The organism is Crenobacter luteus (assembly GCF_004345725.1).
GTDB classification, from domain to species: Bacteria; Pseudomonadota; Gammaproteobacteria; order Burkholderiales; family Chromobacteriaceae; genus Crenobacter; species Crenobacter luteus.
Genome location: NZ_SLXG01000013.1, coordinates 67,245 through 84,029, shown reverse-complemented (window position 1 = coordinate 84,029; position 16,785 = coordinate 67,245). Strand labels below are relative to the sequence as shown.

Below are 16,785 nucleotides of genomic sequence, written 5' to 3'. Positions count from 1 at the left end.
GAGCGGATGTCGATGGTGGCGGCCGGGTCGGTGTACGGGCCGGAACAGTCGTAGACGTAGATCGGCGGGTTCTTTTCGCCGCCGAACTGGGTCGGGGTGTCGGCCTGCGAGATTTCGCGCATCGGCACGCGGATGTCGGGGCGCGAACCCTCGACGTAGATCTTGCGCGAGTTGGGCAGCGGCTGGATGGCGGCGCTGTCCACCACCATTTCGGTATTCAGCTTGGTCGGGGCGTTCATGCGGTGTGGTCTCCTTGGGCTTCACTGGGCGCAAGGAGGAACTTCGGCCGCGTCCGCTCGGGGACGGGCGCCGCTCGTGGTGGCGGCCGGTTCGCTTCCCTACGCCGGTATTATCCGGGTCAGGTTCAGAGGGTGTTTCTCACCCGCGCGGCGGCGTGGCCGGCAGGACCCCTAGCGTGGTTCGGCGAGACGCCCGCCAGGCGGCCGTCTCGGAGTGCTGTGAAGGTAAGCCAAATGTGCAATAATCGCAAGTTATTGTCTTTAAAAGCCTCGTGGAGTCCGATTCGATGGATTTCGAAAAAGCCCGCTTCAATATGGTCGAGCAGCAGATCCGCCCGTGGGACGTGCTCGACGCCAAGGTCCTCGACCTGCTGTTCGCCGTGAAACGCGAAGACTTCGTGCAGCCGGAGCAGCGCGACATCGCCTTCGCCGACGTGCAGCTGCCGCTGCCTAACGGCTCGCTGATGCTCGAACCCAAGGTCGAAGCCCGCCTGGTGCAGGACCTCGACATCAAACCGACCGACCGCATCCTCGAAGTCGGCACCGGCTCGGGCTACGTGACCGCGCTGTTGGCCCGCCTCGGCAAAGAGGTCGTCAGCGTCGAGATCGACCCGGCGCAGAAGGCGCGCGCCGCAGCCAACCTGAAGAAGGCCGGCGTCGACAACGTGACCCTGCTCGACGGCAACGGCATCGACGGCGTGCCGGGCAAGGCGCCGTTCGACGCGATCCTGGTCGGCGGCTCGCTGCCGGTGGTGCCGGAAGCGCTCAAGCAGCAGCTGGCCGTCGGCGGCCGCCTCGCGGTGATCGTCGGCGACGAGCCGGTGATGCGCGCGATCGTCGTCACCCGCACCGGCGAGAACGCCTTCGGCCAGACCGTGTCGTTCGACACCGTCGTGCCGCGCCTGGCGAAGGCTTGCGCGCTGGCGCCGGCCGCGTTCAGCTTCTGATTGCGCCGATGATCCGCGAAATCGGCGCCACCGAACTCGCCGCCTGGCTGGCGGACGACAGCCGTCCGCAGCCGCTGCTGCTCGACGTGCGCGAGGCTTGGGAAGTGCAGCTGGCGAGCCTGCCGGGCATCGTGCACATCCCGATGAACCTGATCCCGGGCCGCATGGCCGAGCTGCCGGACGACCGGGCGATCGTGACGATCTGCCACCACGGCGTCAGGAGCTTCCAGGTCGGCCTGTACCTGCAGAACGCCGGCTTCGACGAGGTGGTCAGCCTCAAGGGCGGCGTCGAGGCGTGGGCTTCGGACGTCGACCAGACGATGGCGCACTACTGAGCCGCGTCGCCCACGCACACCAGCGGCCCTGCGGGGCCGCTTTCCTTTTGCGAGTCCCTGCATGTTCCCGAGCTATTTCGACCTCTCGCGCGTCCACCCCGAATGGCGCGCCGCGCTTTCGACCCCGACGTTGGCCGAGCCGCTGGCGCGGCTCGACGCCGAGCTGGCGCGCCGCGCCGCCGCCGGCGAACGGATCTTCCCGCCGCGCGACGCGATCTTCCGCGCGCTGGAGGACGTCGCGCCGGCCGACGTGAAGGTCGTCATCCTCGGCCAGGACCCCTACCACGGCGACGGCGAGGCGATGGGGTTGTCGTTCTCGGTGACGCGCGGCACGCGCGTGCCGCCGAGCCTGCGCAATATCTACAAGGAGATGGCCGCCGACGTCGGCGCGGCCGTCCCCGACCACGGCGACCTGTCCGACTGGGCGCGCCAGGGCGTGCTGCTGCTGAACGCCGCGCTGACGGTGCGCGCCGACGCGGCCGGCAGCCACAGCAAGCTCGGCTGGCAGGCCGTCACCGACGCGCTGATCGCGACCGTCGACCGCGCCAACCCCGGCTGCGTGTTCCTCTTGTGGGGCAACTGGGCGCAGACCAAGGCCGCGCTGATCGACGAGGCGCGCCACCTGATCCTCGCCAGCGCGCACCCGTCGCCGCTGTCGGCGCGGCGCGGCTTTTTCGGCAGCCGGCCATTCTCGCGCGCCAACGCGTGGCTGGCGTCGCGCGGCCGCACGCCGGTCGAATGGTCGGCCGAGGCGCCGGCCGACCTGTTCGCCTGAACGCCGCCCTTGCCCGCCCCGCCGCCCGCCGGGCGGCTTTTTCACGCCCACCGCCCGGCGGTGGTGCGCGACGGCGGCTTTGCCGGTAAGCTTGAATGTCCTCTTTCCTGTCCCCACCCCAATGGACGTTCTGATACTGCTGTTCCTGATCCTGCTCAACGGCGTGTTCGCCATGTCGGAGCTCGCCATCGTCTCGGCGCGCAAGGTGCGCCTGCAACAATGGGCCGAAGACGGCCACCGCGGCGCCCAGACCGCGCTGTCGCTGTCGGACCAGCCGACCCGTTTCCTGTCCACCATCCAGATCGGCATCACCTCGATCGGCATCCTGTCCGGCGTGTTCGGCGAACAGGCGATCGCCAGCAAGCTGGCCGCCTGGCTGTTGCAGTTCCCGCTGTTCGCCCCTTACGCGCAGCCGGTATCGCTGGCGGTGATGGTGGTGACGATCACCTTCTTCTCGCTGATCTTCGGCGAGCTCGTGCCCAAGCGCCTCGCGATGCACAACCCCGAGCTGATCGCGTCGGTGATGGCCCGCCCGATGCAGTGGCTGTCGCGGCTGACCGCGCCGCTGGTGAAGGTGCTGTCGGTATCGACCGACACCGTGCTGCGCCTGATCGGCGCACGCCGCGGCAAGGAACCGTCGATCACCGAGGAGGAGATCCAGGTGCTGATGGAACAGGGTGCCGACGAGGGCGTGTTCGAACGCGCCGAGCAGGAGCTGGTCGCCAACATCTTCCGCCTCGACACGCGCAAGATCGGCTCGATCATGACGCCGCGCAAGGACATCGTGCCGCTCGACATCGAGGACGCGCTCGAGGTCAACCTCGCCAAGCTGCAGGAAAACGCCTTCTCGCGCTTTCCGGTCGTCAAGGGCGGGCTGGACCAGATCCTCGGCCTGATCCACGCCAAGGACCTGCTCAACCAGGTGCTGAACGGCCAGCCGGTCGACCTGACCGCGCTCCTGAAGCCGGCGCTCTACGTGCCGACGACGATCTCGCCGATGCAGCTGATGGAGCAGTTCAAGATCACCCGCAACCACATCGCGCTGGTGGTCGACGAGTACGGCGAGCTCGAAGGCCTGGTCACCATGAACGACGTGCTCGAAACCATCGTCGGCGACCTGCCGACCGAGGCGCTGAACGACGATGACGAGGCGGTCGAGCGGGAAGACGGCAGCTGGCTGATCGACGGCATGATGTCGCTGGACAAGTTCCGCGACCTGTTCGACATCGAGGACAGCCTGCCGGGCGAGGACAGCGGCAACATCCACACGCTGGGCGGCTTCGTGATGTTCCAGCTCGGCCGCATCCCGGCGGTCGCCGACCGCTTCGAGTGGGACGACATCGCCTTCGAGGTGATGGACATGGACAAGACGCGCGTCGACAAGGTGATGGTGAAAAGGTTGGCCGAGCTCGACGGCGACGGCCCGGACAGCGGCAGTTCGCTGTAAACCCGTCCGGCCTCGCCGCCGCAAAACGAAACCCCGCCTCGAGCGGGGTTTTTTGTTGCCCGTCATCGGCCAGGCGCGGCGCCGGACGGACGCCGGCTCACGCAGACGCGCGCGCCTTCCACGTCCGGTACCACGCGACGAAGGCGTCGATGCCGTCGGCCAGCGGCGTGGCCGGCGAGAAGCCGACCGCGGCGCGCAGACGCGCGGTGTCGGCATAGGTGATCGGCACGTCGCCGTCCTGCATCGGCAGGTACTCCTTGACCGCCTCGCGACCGCACGCGCTCTCCACGCAGCGGATGAACTCCATCAGTTCGACCGGCTGGTGGTTGCCGATGTTGAAAATCTCGAACTTGCTACGTTTATCTGTTACGTATTTCATGACACGAAGCACACCTTCGACGATATCGTCGATATAGGTGAAGTCGCGTTGCAGCAAACCATGGTTGAAAACCTTGATCGGCCGACCCGCGCTGATCGCCTCGGTGAACAACCACGGCGCCATGTCGGGACGACCCCAGGGACCGTAGACGGTGAAGAAGCGCAGGCCGGTCAGCGTCATGCCGTACAGCTCGGCGTAGCTGGCCGCCATCGCCTCGTTGGCCTTCTTGGTCGCCGCGTAGTAGCTGACCGGCGTATCGGTGCGGTCGTCCTCGGCGAACGGCACCTTGGCGTTCTTGCCGTACACGCTCGACGAGCTGGCGAACACCAGGTGCTCGACCGGGTGACGGCGGCAGGCCTCGAGGATGTTGGCGAAGCCGACCAGATTGCTCTGCGTGTAGGCGTGCGGATTCTGGATCGAGTAGCGCACGCCGGCCTGGGCGGCCAGATGGATCACGTAATCGGGTCGCTCGGCGGCGAACAGCGCGTCGATCGCCGCGCTGTCGGCGATGTCCAGCTTGTGGAAAACGAAACCGCCACGGCCTTCGAGCGTCGCCAGCCGCGCGTGCTTGAGCTCGACCGCGTAGTAGTCGTTGAGGTTATCCACAGCGATCACCGAGACATCCCCGGCGTCGAGCAGCCTTTCGCACACGGCGCGGCCGATGAATCCGGCGGCGCCGGTCACCATCACTTTCATGCTTTTTTCTCCAGTCGCTGTTTTTCCAGCAGTTTGGCGTATTTGACGAAGCTGTTGAAGCAGCCGATCAGGATATGGACGAGGCCGGGCAGGCCGTCCCTAAACCCCTGACGGACAAGGTAAAACTTGAAAAAGCGCAGCAAGGGGCTCGACACCAGCTTGAGCGCGCCAACCCGCTTGCCGGCGACGAACAGCGCGTCGGCCTGCAGGTCGGTGTAGCGGTTCTGCTTGGCGAGGTAGACGCTGATGTCTTCGCCGGACTCGTGCATCAGGTCGCCGGACAGCGTGCCGACCGGTCCGTCGGCGAGCACGTACTCGTGCACCGCATGGTCGGACCAGCGTGCGCGGCGACGGTCGAACAGCCGCAGGCTCATGTCCGGATAGCCTTCGCCGTGGCGCAGGAAACGGCCCATGAACTTGTTGCAACGCGGGAAACGGTAGGCCACGGCTTGTGGATGGCGCGGCAAGCCGATGATTTCATTGCGCAATGTTTCCGAAAGCCACTCGTCGGCATCCAGACACAACACCCAGTCGTTGCGCGCCTGCCCGACCGCAAACTGCTTCTGCGGACCGAATCCCAACCAGTCCTGGTGGATAACTCGTGCGCCATAGGTGTTGGCTATCGCGATCGTGTCGTCGCGACTGCCTGAATCCACAAGCACGACCTCGTCGGCGAAGCGACAACTGTCTAGGCACGCTTTCAGGCTGTGCGCCGCATTTTTCGTGATGAGCACCACACTGATCGACAAGACCATTATTCAAAGAACTCTTGTTTAATAAGATGAAAACGGTAGAAGGTAGCCCGACGCTGTTGATAACGTGGTTTTTCTCATTGAAAACAGCGTCTTGCGGCTATGCATTTCCTGGTGTCAACCTGGTCCGGGCAGCGTTGAGCACTTGTGGATAAATCTGGCCATCGCAAGTCGGCACGACTTTTCCACAACCCTTTCCCCGCTTTGCAGACGGTTCGTCGCCGTCTCCGGATTTTGCCTTCATCGCTGTTTTCGTTTTCACAACGGTTTATAAAGACGAAACTGTAATACCTCGCGGAAAGTTGTGGATAACGCTAAAAAACGCGATGAAAGTCAGTGGCTTGTCTTGTTGATGAACCTTGGATTAATCCTGCACGCGACGGCGGGACAAGCTGTGGATGGTTTGCCTTCCGCTTATCCACAGCCACTTATCCACATTCGGAACCCCGTGATTCTACTTGGTTAACCACAGCCTGCCTCGTACAATCCTGCCAGTCGAAACCGCCCGGCCTCGTCGCCGGCCTTCACCTTATCCACAGCCCACGCGGCTCCCGCTCCGTCACCCCGATGAAAATCCTGATCGTGCGCACCTCCTCGATGGGGGATCTGATCCATACCTATCCGGCGCTGACCGACCTGGCGCGCCACTTTCCCGACGCCCGCGTCAGCTGGTTGGCCGAGGAAGGTTTCGCGCGCATCGCCGCGCTGCACCCGGCGGTCGAGACGGTGATCCCGATCGCGTGGCGGCGCTGGCGCAAGTCGCTGGCGTCGCCGGCCACCTGGCGCGAGATCGGCGCGTGCCGACGGGCGCTGCGCGACGCGCGCTTCGATCTGGTGGTCGACATGCAGGGGCTGATCAAGAGCGCGATCCCGGCGCGCTGGGCGCGCGCGCCGCTGGCCGGCTACGACGCCGAGAGCATCCGCGAGCCGCTGGCGAGCCGCTGCTACGACAAGCGTTACCCGGTCAGCCGCGCCTTGCCGGCGATCGAGCGCAACCGGCAGCTTTTGGGACGCGTGTTCGGCTACACGCCCGAGGGCGCGCCGGTGTTCGGCATCGCGGCCGGCGAGCGCCCCGCCTGGCTGCCGGCCGGCGACTACGCGGTGCTGCTGCACGCGACCAGCCGCGCGAGCAAGGAATGGCCGGAGGAAAACTGGGTGGCGCTGGCGACGCGCCTGGCGGAGGAAAAGGGCTGGACGGCGGTGCTGCCGTGGGGCAACGACGCGGAGAAGGCGCGCGCCGGGCGGCTGGCGGCGCGCATTCCCGGCGCGCTGGCCGCGCCGAAGCTGAACCTGGGCGAGGCGGCCGCCTTGCTCGGCCACGCGCGCGCGGTGGTCGGCGTCGACACCGGCCTCACGCACCTGGCGAACGCGCTCGACGTGCCGCTGGTCGGCATCTACACCGATACCGAGCCGAGCCTGACCGGCGTGGTCGAGGGGCCGCGCGCGGTCAACCTCGGCGGCACCGGGCAGTGCCCGACGCCGCAGGCGGCGTGGGACGCGCTGTTCGCGCTCGAGGGCACGGCGTGAGCTGGCGCGGCGTCTACAGCCTCGCGTGGCGGCTCGGCCAACCCCTGGTGCGCCGCTACCTGAAAAAGCGCGGCGCGAAGGCGCCGGCCTACCTCGAACACTGGGACGAGCGCTTCGGCGTGCGCTTCGCGCCGCGCGCCAAGGGCGCGATCTGGATTCACGCGGTGTCGGTCGGCGAGACGCGCGCCGCGCAGCCGGTGATCGCCGCGCTCAGGCGCCGCTTTCCCGCCGCGCCGCTGTTGATCACGCAAATGACGCCGACCGGCCGCGCGACCGCCGAGGCGCTCTATCCGGATGCCGAGGTCCGCTACCTGCCGTACGACCTGCCGAACGCCGTGGCGGGCTTCCTGGCGGCCTACAAACCGGTTTTCGGCGTGCTGATGGAGACCGAGATCTGGCCGAACCTGCTGGCCGCCGCCGAAAAGGCGCGCGTGCCGATGTTCCTCGCCAACGCGCGGCTGTCGGAAAAATCGCTGGCCGGATACAAGAAGGTCGGCGCGCTGGTCCGCCCGGCGGTGAAGAGTTTCGCCGCCGTGCTGGCGCAGAGCGACGCCGACGCGCAAAGGTTGGCCGAGCTGTCCGCCGCGCCCGTGCTGGTGTGCGGCAACAGCAAGTACGACATCGCCGCGCCGGCCGACAAGCTCGCGCTGGGCGAGAGCTTCCGCGCCGCGATCGGCGCGCGGCCTGTGCTGGTCGCCGCCAGCACGCGCGACGACGAGGAGGCGCTGCTGCTGGACGCCTGGGCGGCGCGGAAGACGCTCGACGCGCTCCTGGTGCTGGTGCCGCGCCATCCGGAACGCTTCGACGCGGTGGCGGCGATGGCGAGCGAGCGCGGCCTGACGCTGGCGCGTCGCAGCGCCGGGCTCGGTCAACTGCAAGCCGACACCGACGTCTGGCTCGGCGACAGCATGGGCGAATTGTTCGCCTACTACGCGGCGGCCGACGTCGCCTTCGTCGGCGGCAGCCTCAAGCCGCTGGGCGGGCAGAACCTGATCGAGCCGGCCAGCGTCGGCCGGCCGGTGCTGTTCGGCCCGTCGATGTTCAATTTCGCCGAGGCGAGCGCGTTGGCCTTGTCGGCCGGCGCGGCGCGCCAGTGCGCGGACGCCGCCGGCGTGGTCGCCGCCTTCGACGCGCTGATCGCCGACAGGGCGGCGCGCGAGGCGATGGCGTCGGCCGCGAGCGGCTTCACCGCGCGCCACCGTGGCGCCAGCGAGCGGATGGCGGCCGAGATCGCCGCGCGGGTCGCGGACTGTCGCCGCTAGGCGCCGCGGCGGTCGAACGGGAGACAGCCAGCGTCTCGCGCGCGAGGCGCGCCGTGTGGCGCCTGTCCATCGCTTGACCATGCTGACGCGACGGGGGAGAGGGGACGATGGCCGGGCCGAAGAAACTGTTGAACAGCAAGTGGACCGCGCTGACGCCGCGGGAGCGCGAGAAGCATTTCCTGGTGGTGAAGGTCGAGTACGACGCGCTGGACGCGCAGAAGGTGACGAGCGTGACGCTCGAGGCGGTGCTGACGCGCCGCCATTTCACGCTGGCGTGGCGCGAGCTGAACGACGCGGCGCGCTGGCGGCCGGGCTGGGCCTAAAGACCATGGGCGGGTGCATGGCGCGCGCCGGATTCTGCGCCCCGCCACAGTTTGGCGTCGGGTCGCCCCGGCGCATCGGGGAGCGGAAAAACGAAAAAAGGTTGGCCGAGCCTCGGACGAAGCTCGGCCAACCTTTTTGGCTTGTCGGGCCGGGACGGCTCAACGGTACAGCGCGGCGAGCTCGCGGGCGACGGCGGTCGGGTCGGCCGCGTCGTACAGCGCCGAGATCAGCGAGATCGCGTCGGCGCCGGCCTCGACCACCTGGCGCGCGTTGGCCGGCGAGATGCCGCCGATCGCGACGCTCGGCACCGCGAGGCGCTTGGCGGCGGCGAACAGGCTCAAGGGCGCGCGCGCCGCCTCGGGTTTGACGCTGGAGGCGAACACCGCGCCGAAGGCGACGTAGCTGGCGCCTCGTGCTACGGCCGCCTCGGCCAGTTCGATCTTGTCGTAGCACGAGGCGCCGACGATGGCGTTCGCGCCGAGCACGCGGCGCGCGTCGGCGATACCGGCGTCGTCGCGGCCGACGTGCACGCCGTCGGCGCCGAGCGCGCGGGCGAGCTCGACGTCGTCGTTGACGAGGAAGATCGCGCCGTGTTCGCGGCACAGCGCCAGCAGGCCCAGGCCTTGCTCGCGTCGCAGCGCCGCGTCGCTGCTCTTGTTGCGGTACTGCAAGATGGCCGCGCCGCCTGCGAGGATGGCGCGGGTACGGCTCAACAGTCCGCGGGTGTCGGCGGTGTCCGGCGTGATCGCGTACAGGCCGCCAAAGGGTTTAGTCATCGTCGTTTTCCTTGCGCGCCCAGAACAGCCGGTCGGGGATGAACTGGCCCATGCCCGGGCGGAACGCGTGTTTGAGGGTCTGATAGGTGTAGTCCTGCGCCTCGCGCACCGCCTCGGCGACGCTGCTGCCCGAGGCGATCATGCCGGCGATCGCCGAGGCGAGCGTGCAGCCGGAGCCGTGGTAGCTGCCCGGCAGGCGCTCCCAGCTGTCGGCGCGCACCTGGCCCTGGCTGTCGTACAGGGTGTTGGTGACGACGCGGGTGTTCTCGTGCGTGCCGGTGACGAGCACGTATTCGCAGCCGAGCTGCGTCATCCGTTCGGCGGCCAGCGCCAGCTCGAGGCCGTCCTCCTCGTCCGGGTCGTTGGCGGCCAGCCGGCGCGCCTCGATGCTGTTGGGCGTGACGATGGTGGTCTGCGGCAGGATCATCTCGCGGAAGGCGGCGATCAGGTCCTCGTCGGCGAAGGCGTGGCCGCCGCCGGAGGCGAGCACCGGGTCGACGATCAGCGGAATCTCCGGGTAGTCGGACACCACCTCGGCGATCGCGGCGACGTTCTCGACGCTGCCTATCATGCCGACCTTGAACGCGGACACCTTCATGTCCTCCAGCAGGGCGCGCGCCTGGTCGACGACCCATTCGGCGTCCATCACCAGGAAGTCGGTGACGCCGCTGGAATCCTGGACGGTGACCGCGGTCACTACCGACAGCGGGTGGCAGCCGAGGCTGGCCAGGGTCAGCAGATCGGCCTGCAGACCGGCGCCGCCGGTCGGGTCGGAGCCGGCGAGGGTCATCACAATCGGGGGCGTGACAGGGGGCGTGCTCAAGGCTTATCCTCGCGGGTTCTGTGGCTACAATGCCCTTATTCTAACCGACCCGTGGAGGGATGGATGCGCACCTGGATGTGCCTGATTTGCGGCTTTATCTACGACGAGGAAGCCGGTCGCCCGGAAGACGATATCGCGCCGGGCACCCGCTGGGAAGACGTGCCGATGAACTGGACCTGCCCGGACTGCGGCGCGCGCAAGGAAGACTTCGAGATGGTGGAGATCTGAGCCCGGCCCCGGCGGCGGGGCGGCGTTCTTGAACGAAAAACCGGAGGATATTGCCATGACCATGCGTACCTATCTGCTGGCCGCGCTCGCGGTGGCAGCGCTGGGCACCGGCTGCACGAGCAGCACGGCCGGCGGCGCGACCGGCAGCAACCGCTCGCAGCTCTTGCTGGTGTCGCCCGACGAGGTCAACCGCGGCGCGGCGCTCGCCTACGCTCAGGAGCTGTCCAAGGCCAAGAGCGCCGGCGCGCTGAACCGCGACGCCGTCCAGACCCGCCGCGTCAAGGCGATCTCGAACCGGCTGATCGCGCAGGTCGGCGTGTTCCGCGCCGACGCGCGCGGCTGGCCGTGGGAAGTCAACGTGCTCAGCAGCCCGGAACTGAACGCCTACTGCATGCCGGGCGGCAAGATCGCCGTCTACACCGGCCTGATCGACAAGCTCAAGCTCACCGACGACGAGCTGGCGGCGGTGATCGGCCACGAGATCGCGCACGCGCTCAGGGAGCACAGCCGCGAGCAGATCTCGCAGGAATTCGTCAAGCAGCAGGGCCTGTCGCTGGCGCTGCAGCTGGGCAAGATCAGCGGCGGCACCGCCAGCGTGGTCGACTTCGTCAGCCAGGTCGGCGTGTCGCTGCCGTTCTCGCGCTCGATGGAAACCGAAGCCGACGTGATGGGCATGGAACTGATGGCGCGCGCCGGCTACAACCCGGAAGCGGCGGTCAGCGTGTGGGAGAAGATGAACCGCCAGTCGGGCGCCGGCGACCGGTCCGACTTTTTCAGCACCCACCCGAGCGGCAACAACCGTATCGCGAACCTGCGCCAGAACCTGCCGGCGGTGATGCCGCTGTACCAGCGCGCGCGCGCGGCCCGCTGACGCCGTTTCACGTGAAACGCGGCCACTTCGGTGGCCGCGTGTCTTCCGGAAAGACCGCATGTCCTACGCTTTGCTCAAGACGCTGCACATCGGCTTCGTCGTGTCGTGGTTCGCCGGCCTGTTCTACCTGCCGCGCATCTTCGTGAACCTCGCGCTGGCCGAGACCGGGCCCGAACGCGACAGGCTGCTCCTGATGGCGCGCAAGCTGTTCCGCTTCATGACGCCGCTGGCGGCGCTGGCGGTCGGCCTGGGCCTGTGGTTGATGGTCGGCTTCGGCTTTTCCGGCGGCTGGCTGCACGCCAAGCTCGCCCTGGTCGCCGGCCTGATCGGCTACCATGCCTGGTGCGGCCGCCTGCTGGCCGCCTTCGCCGCCGGTCGCAACCGGCACGGCCAGCGCTGGTTCCGCGTGTTCAACGAGGTGCCGGTGCTGGCGATGTTCGCGGTGATCTACCTGGTGGTCGCCAAACCGTTTTGAATCTTGAGGATGTCACAGCATGGCGATGGAAATCGAACGCCGTTTCCTGGTCAAGGACGAGAGCTGGCGTGACCTGGCCGAAGGGCAGCGCTACCGTCAGGGCTATCTGTCGGTCGACCCGGCGCGCACCGTGCGCGTGCGCGTGGTCGGCGACGACGCGTGGCTGACGATCAAGAGCCAGGTCAGCGCGATGAGCCGCCACGAGTTCGAGTACGCGATCCCGCGCGCCGACGCCGAGGCGCTGATGGACGCCGCCTGCCCGATGGTGGTCGAGAAGATCCGCTACAAGATCACCCACGCCGGCCACCTGTGGGAGGTCGACGAGTTCTTCGGCGAGAACGCCGGCCTCCTGGTCGCCGAGATCGAGCTGCCCGACGAGGCGACCGAGTTCGTCCGCCCCGACTGGCTGGGCGAAGAGGTCACGCACGACGGCCGCTTCACCAACGCGTATCTCAGCCAGAACCCGTACCGCCGCTGGCCGAAATAGGCTCGGCCAACCTCGTCCGTTTACCGACGTTTATTGATCGCAAGGCCTGACACCATGAACCGCAACGAATCCCTGTTCGACCGCGCCAAGGCGCACATTCCCGGCGGCGTGAACTCGCCGGTGCGCGCCTTCGGCTCGGTCGGCGGCACGCCGCGCTTCGTCAAGCGCGCCGAGGGCGCCTACTTCTGGGACGCCGACGACAAGCGCTACATCGACTACATCGGCTCCTGGGGCCCGGCCATCGTCGGCCACGCGCGCCGCGAGGTCATCGACGCGGTCAAGGCCGCCGCCGACTTCGGCCTGTCGTTCGGCGCGCCGACCGAGGGCGAGATCACCATCGCCGAGGAAATCTGCAAGCTTTTGCCGTCGATCGAACAGGTGCGGCTGGTGTCGTCGGGCACCGAGGCGACCATGAGCGCGATTCGCCTCGCGCGCGGCTTCACCAGCCGCGACGCCATCGTCAAGTTCGAGGGCTGCTACCACGGCCATTCGGACTCGCTCTTGGTCAAGGCCGGCTCCGGCCTGTTGACCTTCGGCAACCCGAGCTCGGCCGGCGTGCCGGCCGACTTCTCCAAGCACACGCTGGTGCTGGAGTACAACAACGTCGAGCAGCTGGCGAACACCTTCGCGCAGATCGGCGACACCATCGCCTGCGTGATCCTCGAGCCGATCGCCGGCAACATGAACCTGATCAAGCCGAGCGCCGAATTCCTCGCCGCGCTGCGCGGTCTGACCGAAAAGCACGGCGCGCTGTTGATCTACGACGAGGTGATGACGGGCTTCCGCGTCGGCCTCGGCTGCGCGCAGGGCCTGCACGGCATCCGGCCGGACCTGACCACGTTGGGCAAGGTGGTCGGCGGCGGCATGCCGCTGGCGGCTTTCGGCGGCCGCGCCGACGTGATGGGCAAGATCGCGCCGCTCGGCCCGGTCTACCAGGCCGGCACGCTGTCGGGCAACCCGCTGGCGGTCGCCGCCGGGCTGGCGACGCTGAACATCGTCCAGCAGCCGGGCTTCTACGAGACGCTGTCGGCGCGCACCGCCAAGTTGGCCGAGGGCCTGGCCGCCGCCGCGCGCGACGCCGGCGTGCCGATGTGCGCCGACTCGGTCGGCGGCATGTTCGGCGTCTACTTCAGCGACGCGGTGCCGCAACGCTTCGCCGACGTCACCGCGTCCGACCGCGAGCGCTTCAACCGCTTCTTCCACGCGATGCTCGACGAGGGCGTCTACCTGGCGCCGTCGGCCTACGAGGCGGGTTTCGTGTCGATCGCGCACAGCGACGAGGACATCGCCGCCACCGTCGACGCGGCGCGCCGCGCGCTCTCGCGCGTCTAAGCCCGCGCCGGTCACGCCAAAAAGGTTGGCCGAGCCCTTTCTCGGGGCTCGGCCAACCTTTTTTTCTTTCGCGAGCCGACCGGCGCTTACTGCCCGCGCGCGCGCCGCACGGTGACGCTCTCGCCGCCTATGCCCCAGTTGTCGGTGTCGACCTCGTCGATCACCACCACGGTGGTGGCCGGGTTCTTGTTCAGCGTCTTGCGCAGCAGCTCGGTCACGCCGGCGATCAGCTCGGCTTTTTGCTCGGCGCTCGCGCCTTCGCGGGTGATCTTGATGTTGACGTAGGGCATCGGGCTTCCTTTCTTCGTGGGGATGAGAAACGGTCAAACCTTCGCCGCTTGCGGGCGGGCGGCGAGGAAGGCGCCGAGCGTCACCGCGGCGAGGCCGGCCACCAGCCAGACGGTCAGCGGCTCGCCCAGCAGCCAGACCGCGCCGAGGCCGGCTGAGGCGGCGTCCGGCTTCGGAACGCAGCGCGCACCGCGATGGCAAAGCCAGAAGCGAGCCGTGTCGGCAAGACGATAACGCCCCGCGTTGCGGGGCGTTATCGTTTCACGTGGAACCGCGTTACAGGTCGAGCACCAAGTGGCGGCCCTTGGCGCGCGATACGCACAGCATCATCGTCTTTTGCGCGGCCTTTTCGGCGTCGGACAGGTAGGCGTCGCGGTGGTCGGCCTCGCCGTCGAGGATGGCGGTCTCGCACGAGCCGCACACGCCCTCGCGGCACATGCAGTCGACCTTGACGCCGGCCTTCTCGATCGCGCGCAGCAGCGTGTCGTCGGCGCCGACGGTCAGCAGAATGCCGCTCCTGGCGAGCGTCACCTCGAAGGCGCCGCCGGCGGTGTCGACCTCGTTGCGGAACTGCTCGTGGTGGATGCGCTCGCCGCTCCAGCCGGCCGCGCGCGCGGCGGAGATCACCGCGTCGTTGAGCTGCGCCGGGCCGCACACGTAGACGTGGGTGCCGGCCGGCTGGCAGGCCAGCAGCGCGGCGATGTCCAGACGTTGGCCGAGCTCGCTCTCGTACAGCGACAGGCGGGTTTCCGGCAGCAGCAGCGGCAGGCTGTCGAGGTAAGCCGCGCCCTGGCGGTTGCGGAAACAGTAGTGCAGCGCGAAGTCGTCGCCGCGCGCTTCGAGCGTCTGGATGTGGGTCATGAACGGCGTGATGCCGATGCCGCCGGCGATCAACAGGTGGCGCGGCGCGGCGTCGGCGAGGCCGAACAGGTTGGCAGGCGGCGAGATCGCCAGCGTGTCGCCCTCGGCGACCGCCTCGTGCAGATGGCGCGAGCCGCCGCGCGATTGTTCCTCGCGCCGCACGCTGATGCGGTAGCGGCGCGTGTCGGAGAGCGCGCCGGTCAGCGAGTAGGCGTTGGCGCGCTCGCCGATGTGGACGACGACGTGGCTGCCGCTCTCGAAGGCCGGCAGCGCGCCGCCGTCGGCCGCGACCAGGGTGAACTGCTTGATGCCGGTGGCGAGTTGTTCGATGCGTTCGACGCGGACGGGAATCGTGGTGCTCATGGCAAGGCCTCGTTCAGGCCGGCGGCGCTGGATGGCGCCGCCGGGCCGGTTTACAGCTGTTTGGCGTAGTGGCGCGCGTGGTAGAGCGCGGTCAGGCTCAGCGCGACGATGAAGGCGATGGCCAAGAGGCCGGCGCCCGGATAACCCCAGTAGGCGTTCATGGTCTTTGTCTCCGTCGGGTGGCGGGTTCAGGCGAGGCCGGTCTGGCGCATGCGGACCAGGCCGAAGTCGCTGACGCGGTACTTGAACAAGAGCTTGCCGCTGGCGGCGTCGACCTTGTCCTCTATCGCCTGGATCAGGCCGCCGCTGCTCAGGTCGGCCAGGCAGGCGCGCACGGTGCCGAACCAGTAGTCGCCGGCCGGCTTGTCGTACTCGCCGCACACGCGCCGGCCGATCTCGGTGTCCCACAGGCCCGGGCTGGCCGCCAGCTGCTGCAGGATGAAACCTTTGATATGGATCTTCATCGCTCGTCTCCTTCTGGGCGGTCAGCCGACCGCGCGCATCACTTCGAGGTTCTCGGCCTTCTCCGACACCATCACGAAGCCGCCGAAGATGACCAGCGCCAGGCCGATCAGGAAGTACCACTCGGGGAATTTCAGCGTGAACGCGGCGGCGAACAGCGTCGCGAACATCGCGTAGAAGGCGCCGATCGCCTGGCCGCGGCCGACGCCGATCAGCGGGAAGGACTTGTACCAGGCGACCGCGCAGAAGGCGAAGCTCATCGCGCCGACGGTCAGCCAGGTCAGCGGCGCCGGGCTCAGCGTGCCCTTGACGACGTCGAGCACCGGCAGCGGGGTCAAGAGCGCGACCGCCGGCAACACCAGGCACACCCAGTACATCGCCTCGGCCGCGTAGCGCACCGTGACGCCGCAGTCGGGGTCGGTGACGTCCATCGCGCGGCCGACGATCGCGCCTTCCAGTCCCCAGCCTATCGCCGCCATCGCGCCGCCGAGGTAGCCGAGCCAGCTGGTCGCCGAGCCCTGCCCGACCTCGCCGGCCAGCGCCGGCGCGTAGATCGCGACGCCGCCGCCGATGATGATCGCGATGCCGAGCGCGGCGCGCGCGCTGATGCGCTCCTTGTACCAGAGGCGTGCCATGGTCGAGCCGACCACCGGGTACATCAGGCCGGCGACCGCGGCGAACACCGCGCCGACGTAGCCCATCGCGAGGTAGGAGCCGAAGTTGGCCATCAGGCCGCCGACGATGGCGGCGAGGAAGTACCACTTGGAAATGCGGCGGAACTGCACCAGCGTGCGGAAAAAGTCGCCGAGCTTGCCGAGCGTGGCCAGCCAGACGAGCTGGAACAGCACGACGAGGCAGGAGTGGAAGGCGGTGATCACCGCCGCGGCCAGCAGGAAGTTGGCGGGTTGGCCGAGGTCCATGGACGCGAACGGCGTCTCGTACCAGACGGCCGTGCCGGGGATGTACCAGGCGCCCCAGAGGATCGCCGCCCAGAGCGCCCAGCGGTAGCCCCACCGGATATTGTTGCGAAGGTAGTCCGCCTTGAGTACGGCAGTGTCGCGCATCGTTGTCTCTCCATCTCTTCTGTAGACCTTGCCGGCCCGCTTGCTTGTCGTCCCCGTCTTGGGTTGCGGGCT

20 protein-coding genes, 1 pseudogene and 1 riboswitch are annotated in these 16,785 nt (G+C 68.2%); of the genes and pseudogenes, 12 read left to right on the top strand and 9 right to left on the bottom strand.

The window, feature by feature from the left end; genetic code table 11:
• A pseudogene (locus EV683_RS09330) lies at positions 1 to 239 on the bottom strand (phosphomethylpyrimidine synthase ThiC); the annotation flags it as partial.
• Between the two features lie 79 nt (positions 240 to 318).
• Positions 319 to 422: riboswitch (TPP riboswitch) on the bottom strand.
• Between the two features lie 104 nt (positions 423 to 526).
• Here EV683_RS09330 and EV683_RS09325 point away from each other — a divergent pair.
• The 4 genes from EV683_RS09325 to EV683_RS09310 all read left to right on the top strand — a co-directional run bounded on the left by EV683_RS09325 (position 527) and on the right by EV683_RS09310 (position 3,743).
• Positions 527 to 1,186 (top strand): protein-L-isoaspartate O-methyltransferase family protein, encoded by a 660-nt coding sequence (locus EV683_RS09325; RefSeq protein ID WP_066613771.1) that lies wholly within the window; start codon positions 527 to 529, stop codon positions 1,184 to 1,186.
• Positions 1,187 to 1,194: 8 nt separating this feature from the next.
• Positions 1,195 to 1,521, top strand: a complete 327-nt coding sequence (locus EV683_RS09320; protein WP_131862596.1) for a rhodanese-like domain-containing protein — start codon at positions 1,195 to 1,197, stop codon at positions 1,519 to 1,521.
• Between the two features lie 61 nt (positions 1,522 to 1,582).
• Positions 1,583 to 2,296: a uracil-DNA glycosylase gene (ung, locus tag EV683_RS09315; RefSeq protein WP_131862595.1), complete on the top strand. Its 714-nt coding sequence runs from the start codon at positions 1,583 to 1,585 to the stop codon at positions 2,294 to 2,296.
• Positions 2,297 to 2,417: 121 nt separating this feature from the next.
• The gene (locus EV683_RS09310) at positions 2,418 to 3,743 is read left to right on the top strand and encodes a hemolysin family protein (protein ID WP_066613775.1); all 1,326 of its coding nucleotides are present in this window, start codon (positions 2,418 to 2,420) and stop codon (positions 3,741 to 3,743) included.
• 97 nt (positions 3,744 to 3,840) lie between these two features.
• Here the strand turns inward: EV683_RS09310 and EV683_RS09305 are convergent, their stop codons facing one another.
• Together EV683_RS09305 and EV683_RS09300 are read right to left on the bottom strand one after the other, a co-directional pair.
• The gene (locus EV683_RS09305) at positions 3,841 to 4,818 is read right to left on the bottom strand and encodes an NAD-dependent epimerase/dehydratase family protein (protein WP_131862594.1); all 978 of its coding nucleotides are present in this window, start codon (positions 4,816 to 4,818) and stop codon (positions 3,841 to 3,843) included.
• Positions 4,815 to 5,573 (bottom strand): glycosyltransferase family 2 protein, encoded by a 759-nt coding sequence (locus tag EV683_RS09300; protein WP_131862593.1) that lies wholly within the window; start codon positions 5,571 to 5,573, stop codon positions 4,815 to 4,817. Before EV683_RS09300 ends, EV683_RS09305 begins: the two co-directional genes overlap by 4 nt.
• 564 nt (positions 5,574 to 6,137) lie before the next feature.
• Between EV683_RS09300 and waaC the strand changes: the two genes are divergently transcribed.
• From waaC to EV683_RS09285, 3 genes are all read left to right on the top strand, one after another.
• Positions 6,138 to 7,097 carry a lipopolysaccharide heptosyltransferase I gene (gene waaC, locus EV683_RS09295; RefSeq protein WP_131862592.1) on the top strand — a complete coding sequence of 320 codons (960 nt, stop codon included), beginning with the start codon at positions 6,138 to 6,140 and terminating at the stop codon, positions 7,095 to 7,097.
• A complete protein-coding gene (waaA, locus tag EV683_RS09290) occupies positions 7,094 to 8,359 on the top strand; it encodes a lipid IV(A) 3-deoxy-D-manno-octulosonic acid transferase (protein ID WP_131862591.1) in 1,266 nt (421 codons plus the stop codon). The genes waaC and waaA overlap by 4 nt, the downstream gene beginning before the upstream one ends.
• 107 nt (positions 8,360 to 8,466) lie before the next feature.
• Positions 8,467 to 8,682, top strand: a complete 216-nt coding sequence (locus EV683_RS09285; protein WP_131862590.1) for a TIGR02450 family Trp-rich protein — start codon at positions 8,467 to 8,469, stop codon at positions 8,680 to 8,682.
• Positions 8,683 to 8,841: 159 nt separating this feature from the next.
• On the opposite strand, the gene thiE is transcribed toward EV683_RS09285, so the two are convergent.
• Together thiE and thiD are read right to left on the bottom strand one after the other, a co-directional pair.
• On the bottom strand, positions 8,842 to 9,459 hold the full coding sequence (thiE, locus tag EV683_RS09280; protein ID WP_131862589.1) for a thiamine phosphate synthase: 618 nt from the start codon (positions 9,457 to 9,459) through the stop codon (positions 8,842 to 8,844).
• Positions 9,452 to 10,282, bottom strand: coding sequence for a bifunctional hydroxymethylpyrimidine kinase/phosphomethylpyrimidine kinase (gene thiD, locus EV683_RS09275; RefSeq protein WP_131862588.1), 831 nt, complete (start codon positions 10,280 to 10,282; stop codon positions 9,452 to 9,454). The genes thiE and thiD overlap by 8 nt, the downstream gene beginning before the upstream one ends.
• Positions 10,283 to 10,345: 63 nt before the next feature.
• Between thiD and EV683_RS09270 the strand changes: the two genes are divergently transcribed.
• The 5 genes from EV683_RS09270 to hemL are packed head-to-tail and all read left to right on the top strand — an operon-like array spanning position 10,346 to position 13,675.
• Positions 10,346 to 10,510 (top strand): rubredoxin, encoded by a 165-nt coding sequence (locus EV683_RS09270; protein ID WP_066613788.1) that lies wholly within the window; start codon positions 10,346 to 10,348, stop codon positions 10,508 to 10,510.
• Positions 10,511 to 10,565: 55 nt separating this feature from the next.
• Positions 10,566 to 11,381 carry a M48 family metallopeptidase gene (locus tag EV683_RS09265; protein ID WP_131862587.1) on the top strand — a complete coding sequence of 272 codons (816 nt, stop codon included), beginning with the start codon at positions 10,566 to 10,568 and terminating at the stop codon, positions 11,379 to 11,381.
• Positions 11,382 to 11,439: 58 nt separating this feature from the next.
• Positions 11,440 to 11,856 carry a CopD family protein gene (locus EV683_RS09260; RefSeq protein WP_066613790.1) on the top strand — a complete coding sequence of 139 codons (417 nt, stop codon included), beginning with the start codon at positions 11,440 to 11,442 and terminating at the stop codon, positions 11,854 to 11,856.
• A 19-nt stretch (positions 11,857 to 11,875) separates the two neighbouring features.
• Positions 11,876 to 12,343 carry a CYTH domain-containing protein gene (locus tag EV683_RS09255; protein WP_131862586.1) on the top strand — a complete coding sequence of 156 codons (468 nt, stop codon included), beginning with the start codon at positions 11,876 to 11,878 and terminating at the stop codon, positions 12,341 to 12,343.
• A 54-nt stretch (positions 12,344 to 12,397) separates the two neighbouring features.
• A complete protein-coding gene (gene hemL, locus EV683_RS09250) occupies positions 12,398 to 13,675 on the top strand; it encodes a glutamate-1-semialdehyde 2,1-aminomutase (RefSeq protein ID WP_131862585.1) in 1,278 nt (425 codons plus the stop codon).
• 86 nt (positions 13,676 to 13,761) lie between these two features.
• Here the strand turns inward: hemL and EV683_RS09245 are convergent, their stop codons facing one another.
• The 4 genes from EV683_RS09245 to EV683_RS09230 all read right to left on the bottom strand — a co-directional run bounded on the left by EV683_RS09245 (position 13,762) and on the right by EV683_RS09230 (position 16,713).
• A complete protein-coding gene (locus tag EV683_RS09245; RefSeq protein ID WP_066613797.1) occupies positions 13,762 to 13,965 on the bottom strand; it encodes a 2-hydroxymuconate tautomerase family protein in 204 nt (67 codons plus the stop codon).
• 274 nt (positions 13,966 to 14,239) lie between these two features.
• A complete protein-coding gene (locus EV683_RS09240; protein WP_131862584.1) occupies positions 14,240 to 15,187 on the bottom strand; it encodes a PDR/VanB family oxidoreductase in 948 nt (315 codons plus the stop codon).
• A gap of 188 nt (positions 15,188 to 15,375) precedes the next feature.
• Positions 15,376 to 15,651, bottom strand: a complete 276-nt coding sequence (locus EV683_RS09235; protein ID WP_066613806.1) for a hypothetical protein — start codon at positions 15,649 to 15,651, stop codon at positions 15,376 to 15,378.
• A 21-nt stretch (positions 15,652 to 15,672) separates the two neighbouring features.
• Entirely contained in the window at positions 15,673 to 16,713 is a 1,041-nt protein-coding gene (locus tag EV683_RS09230) for a DMT family transporter (protein WP_066613807.1), read from the bottom strand.
• Positions 16,714 to 16,785 lie beyond the last annotated feature (72 nt).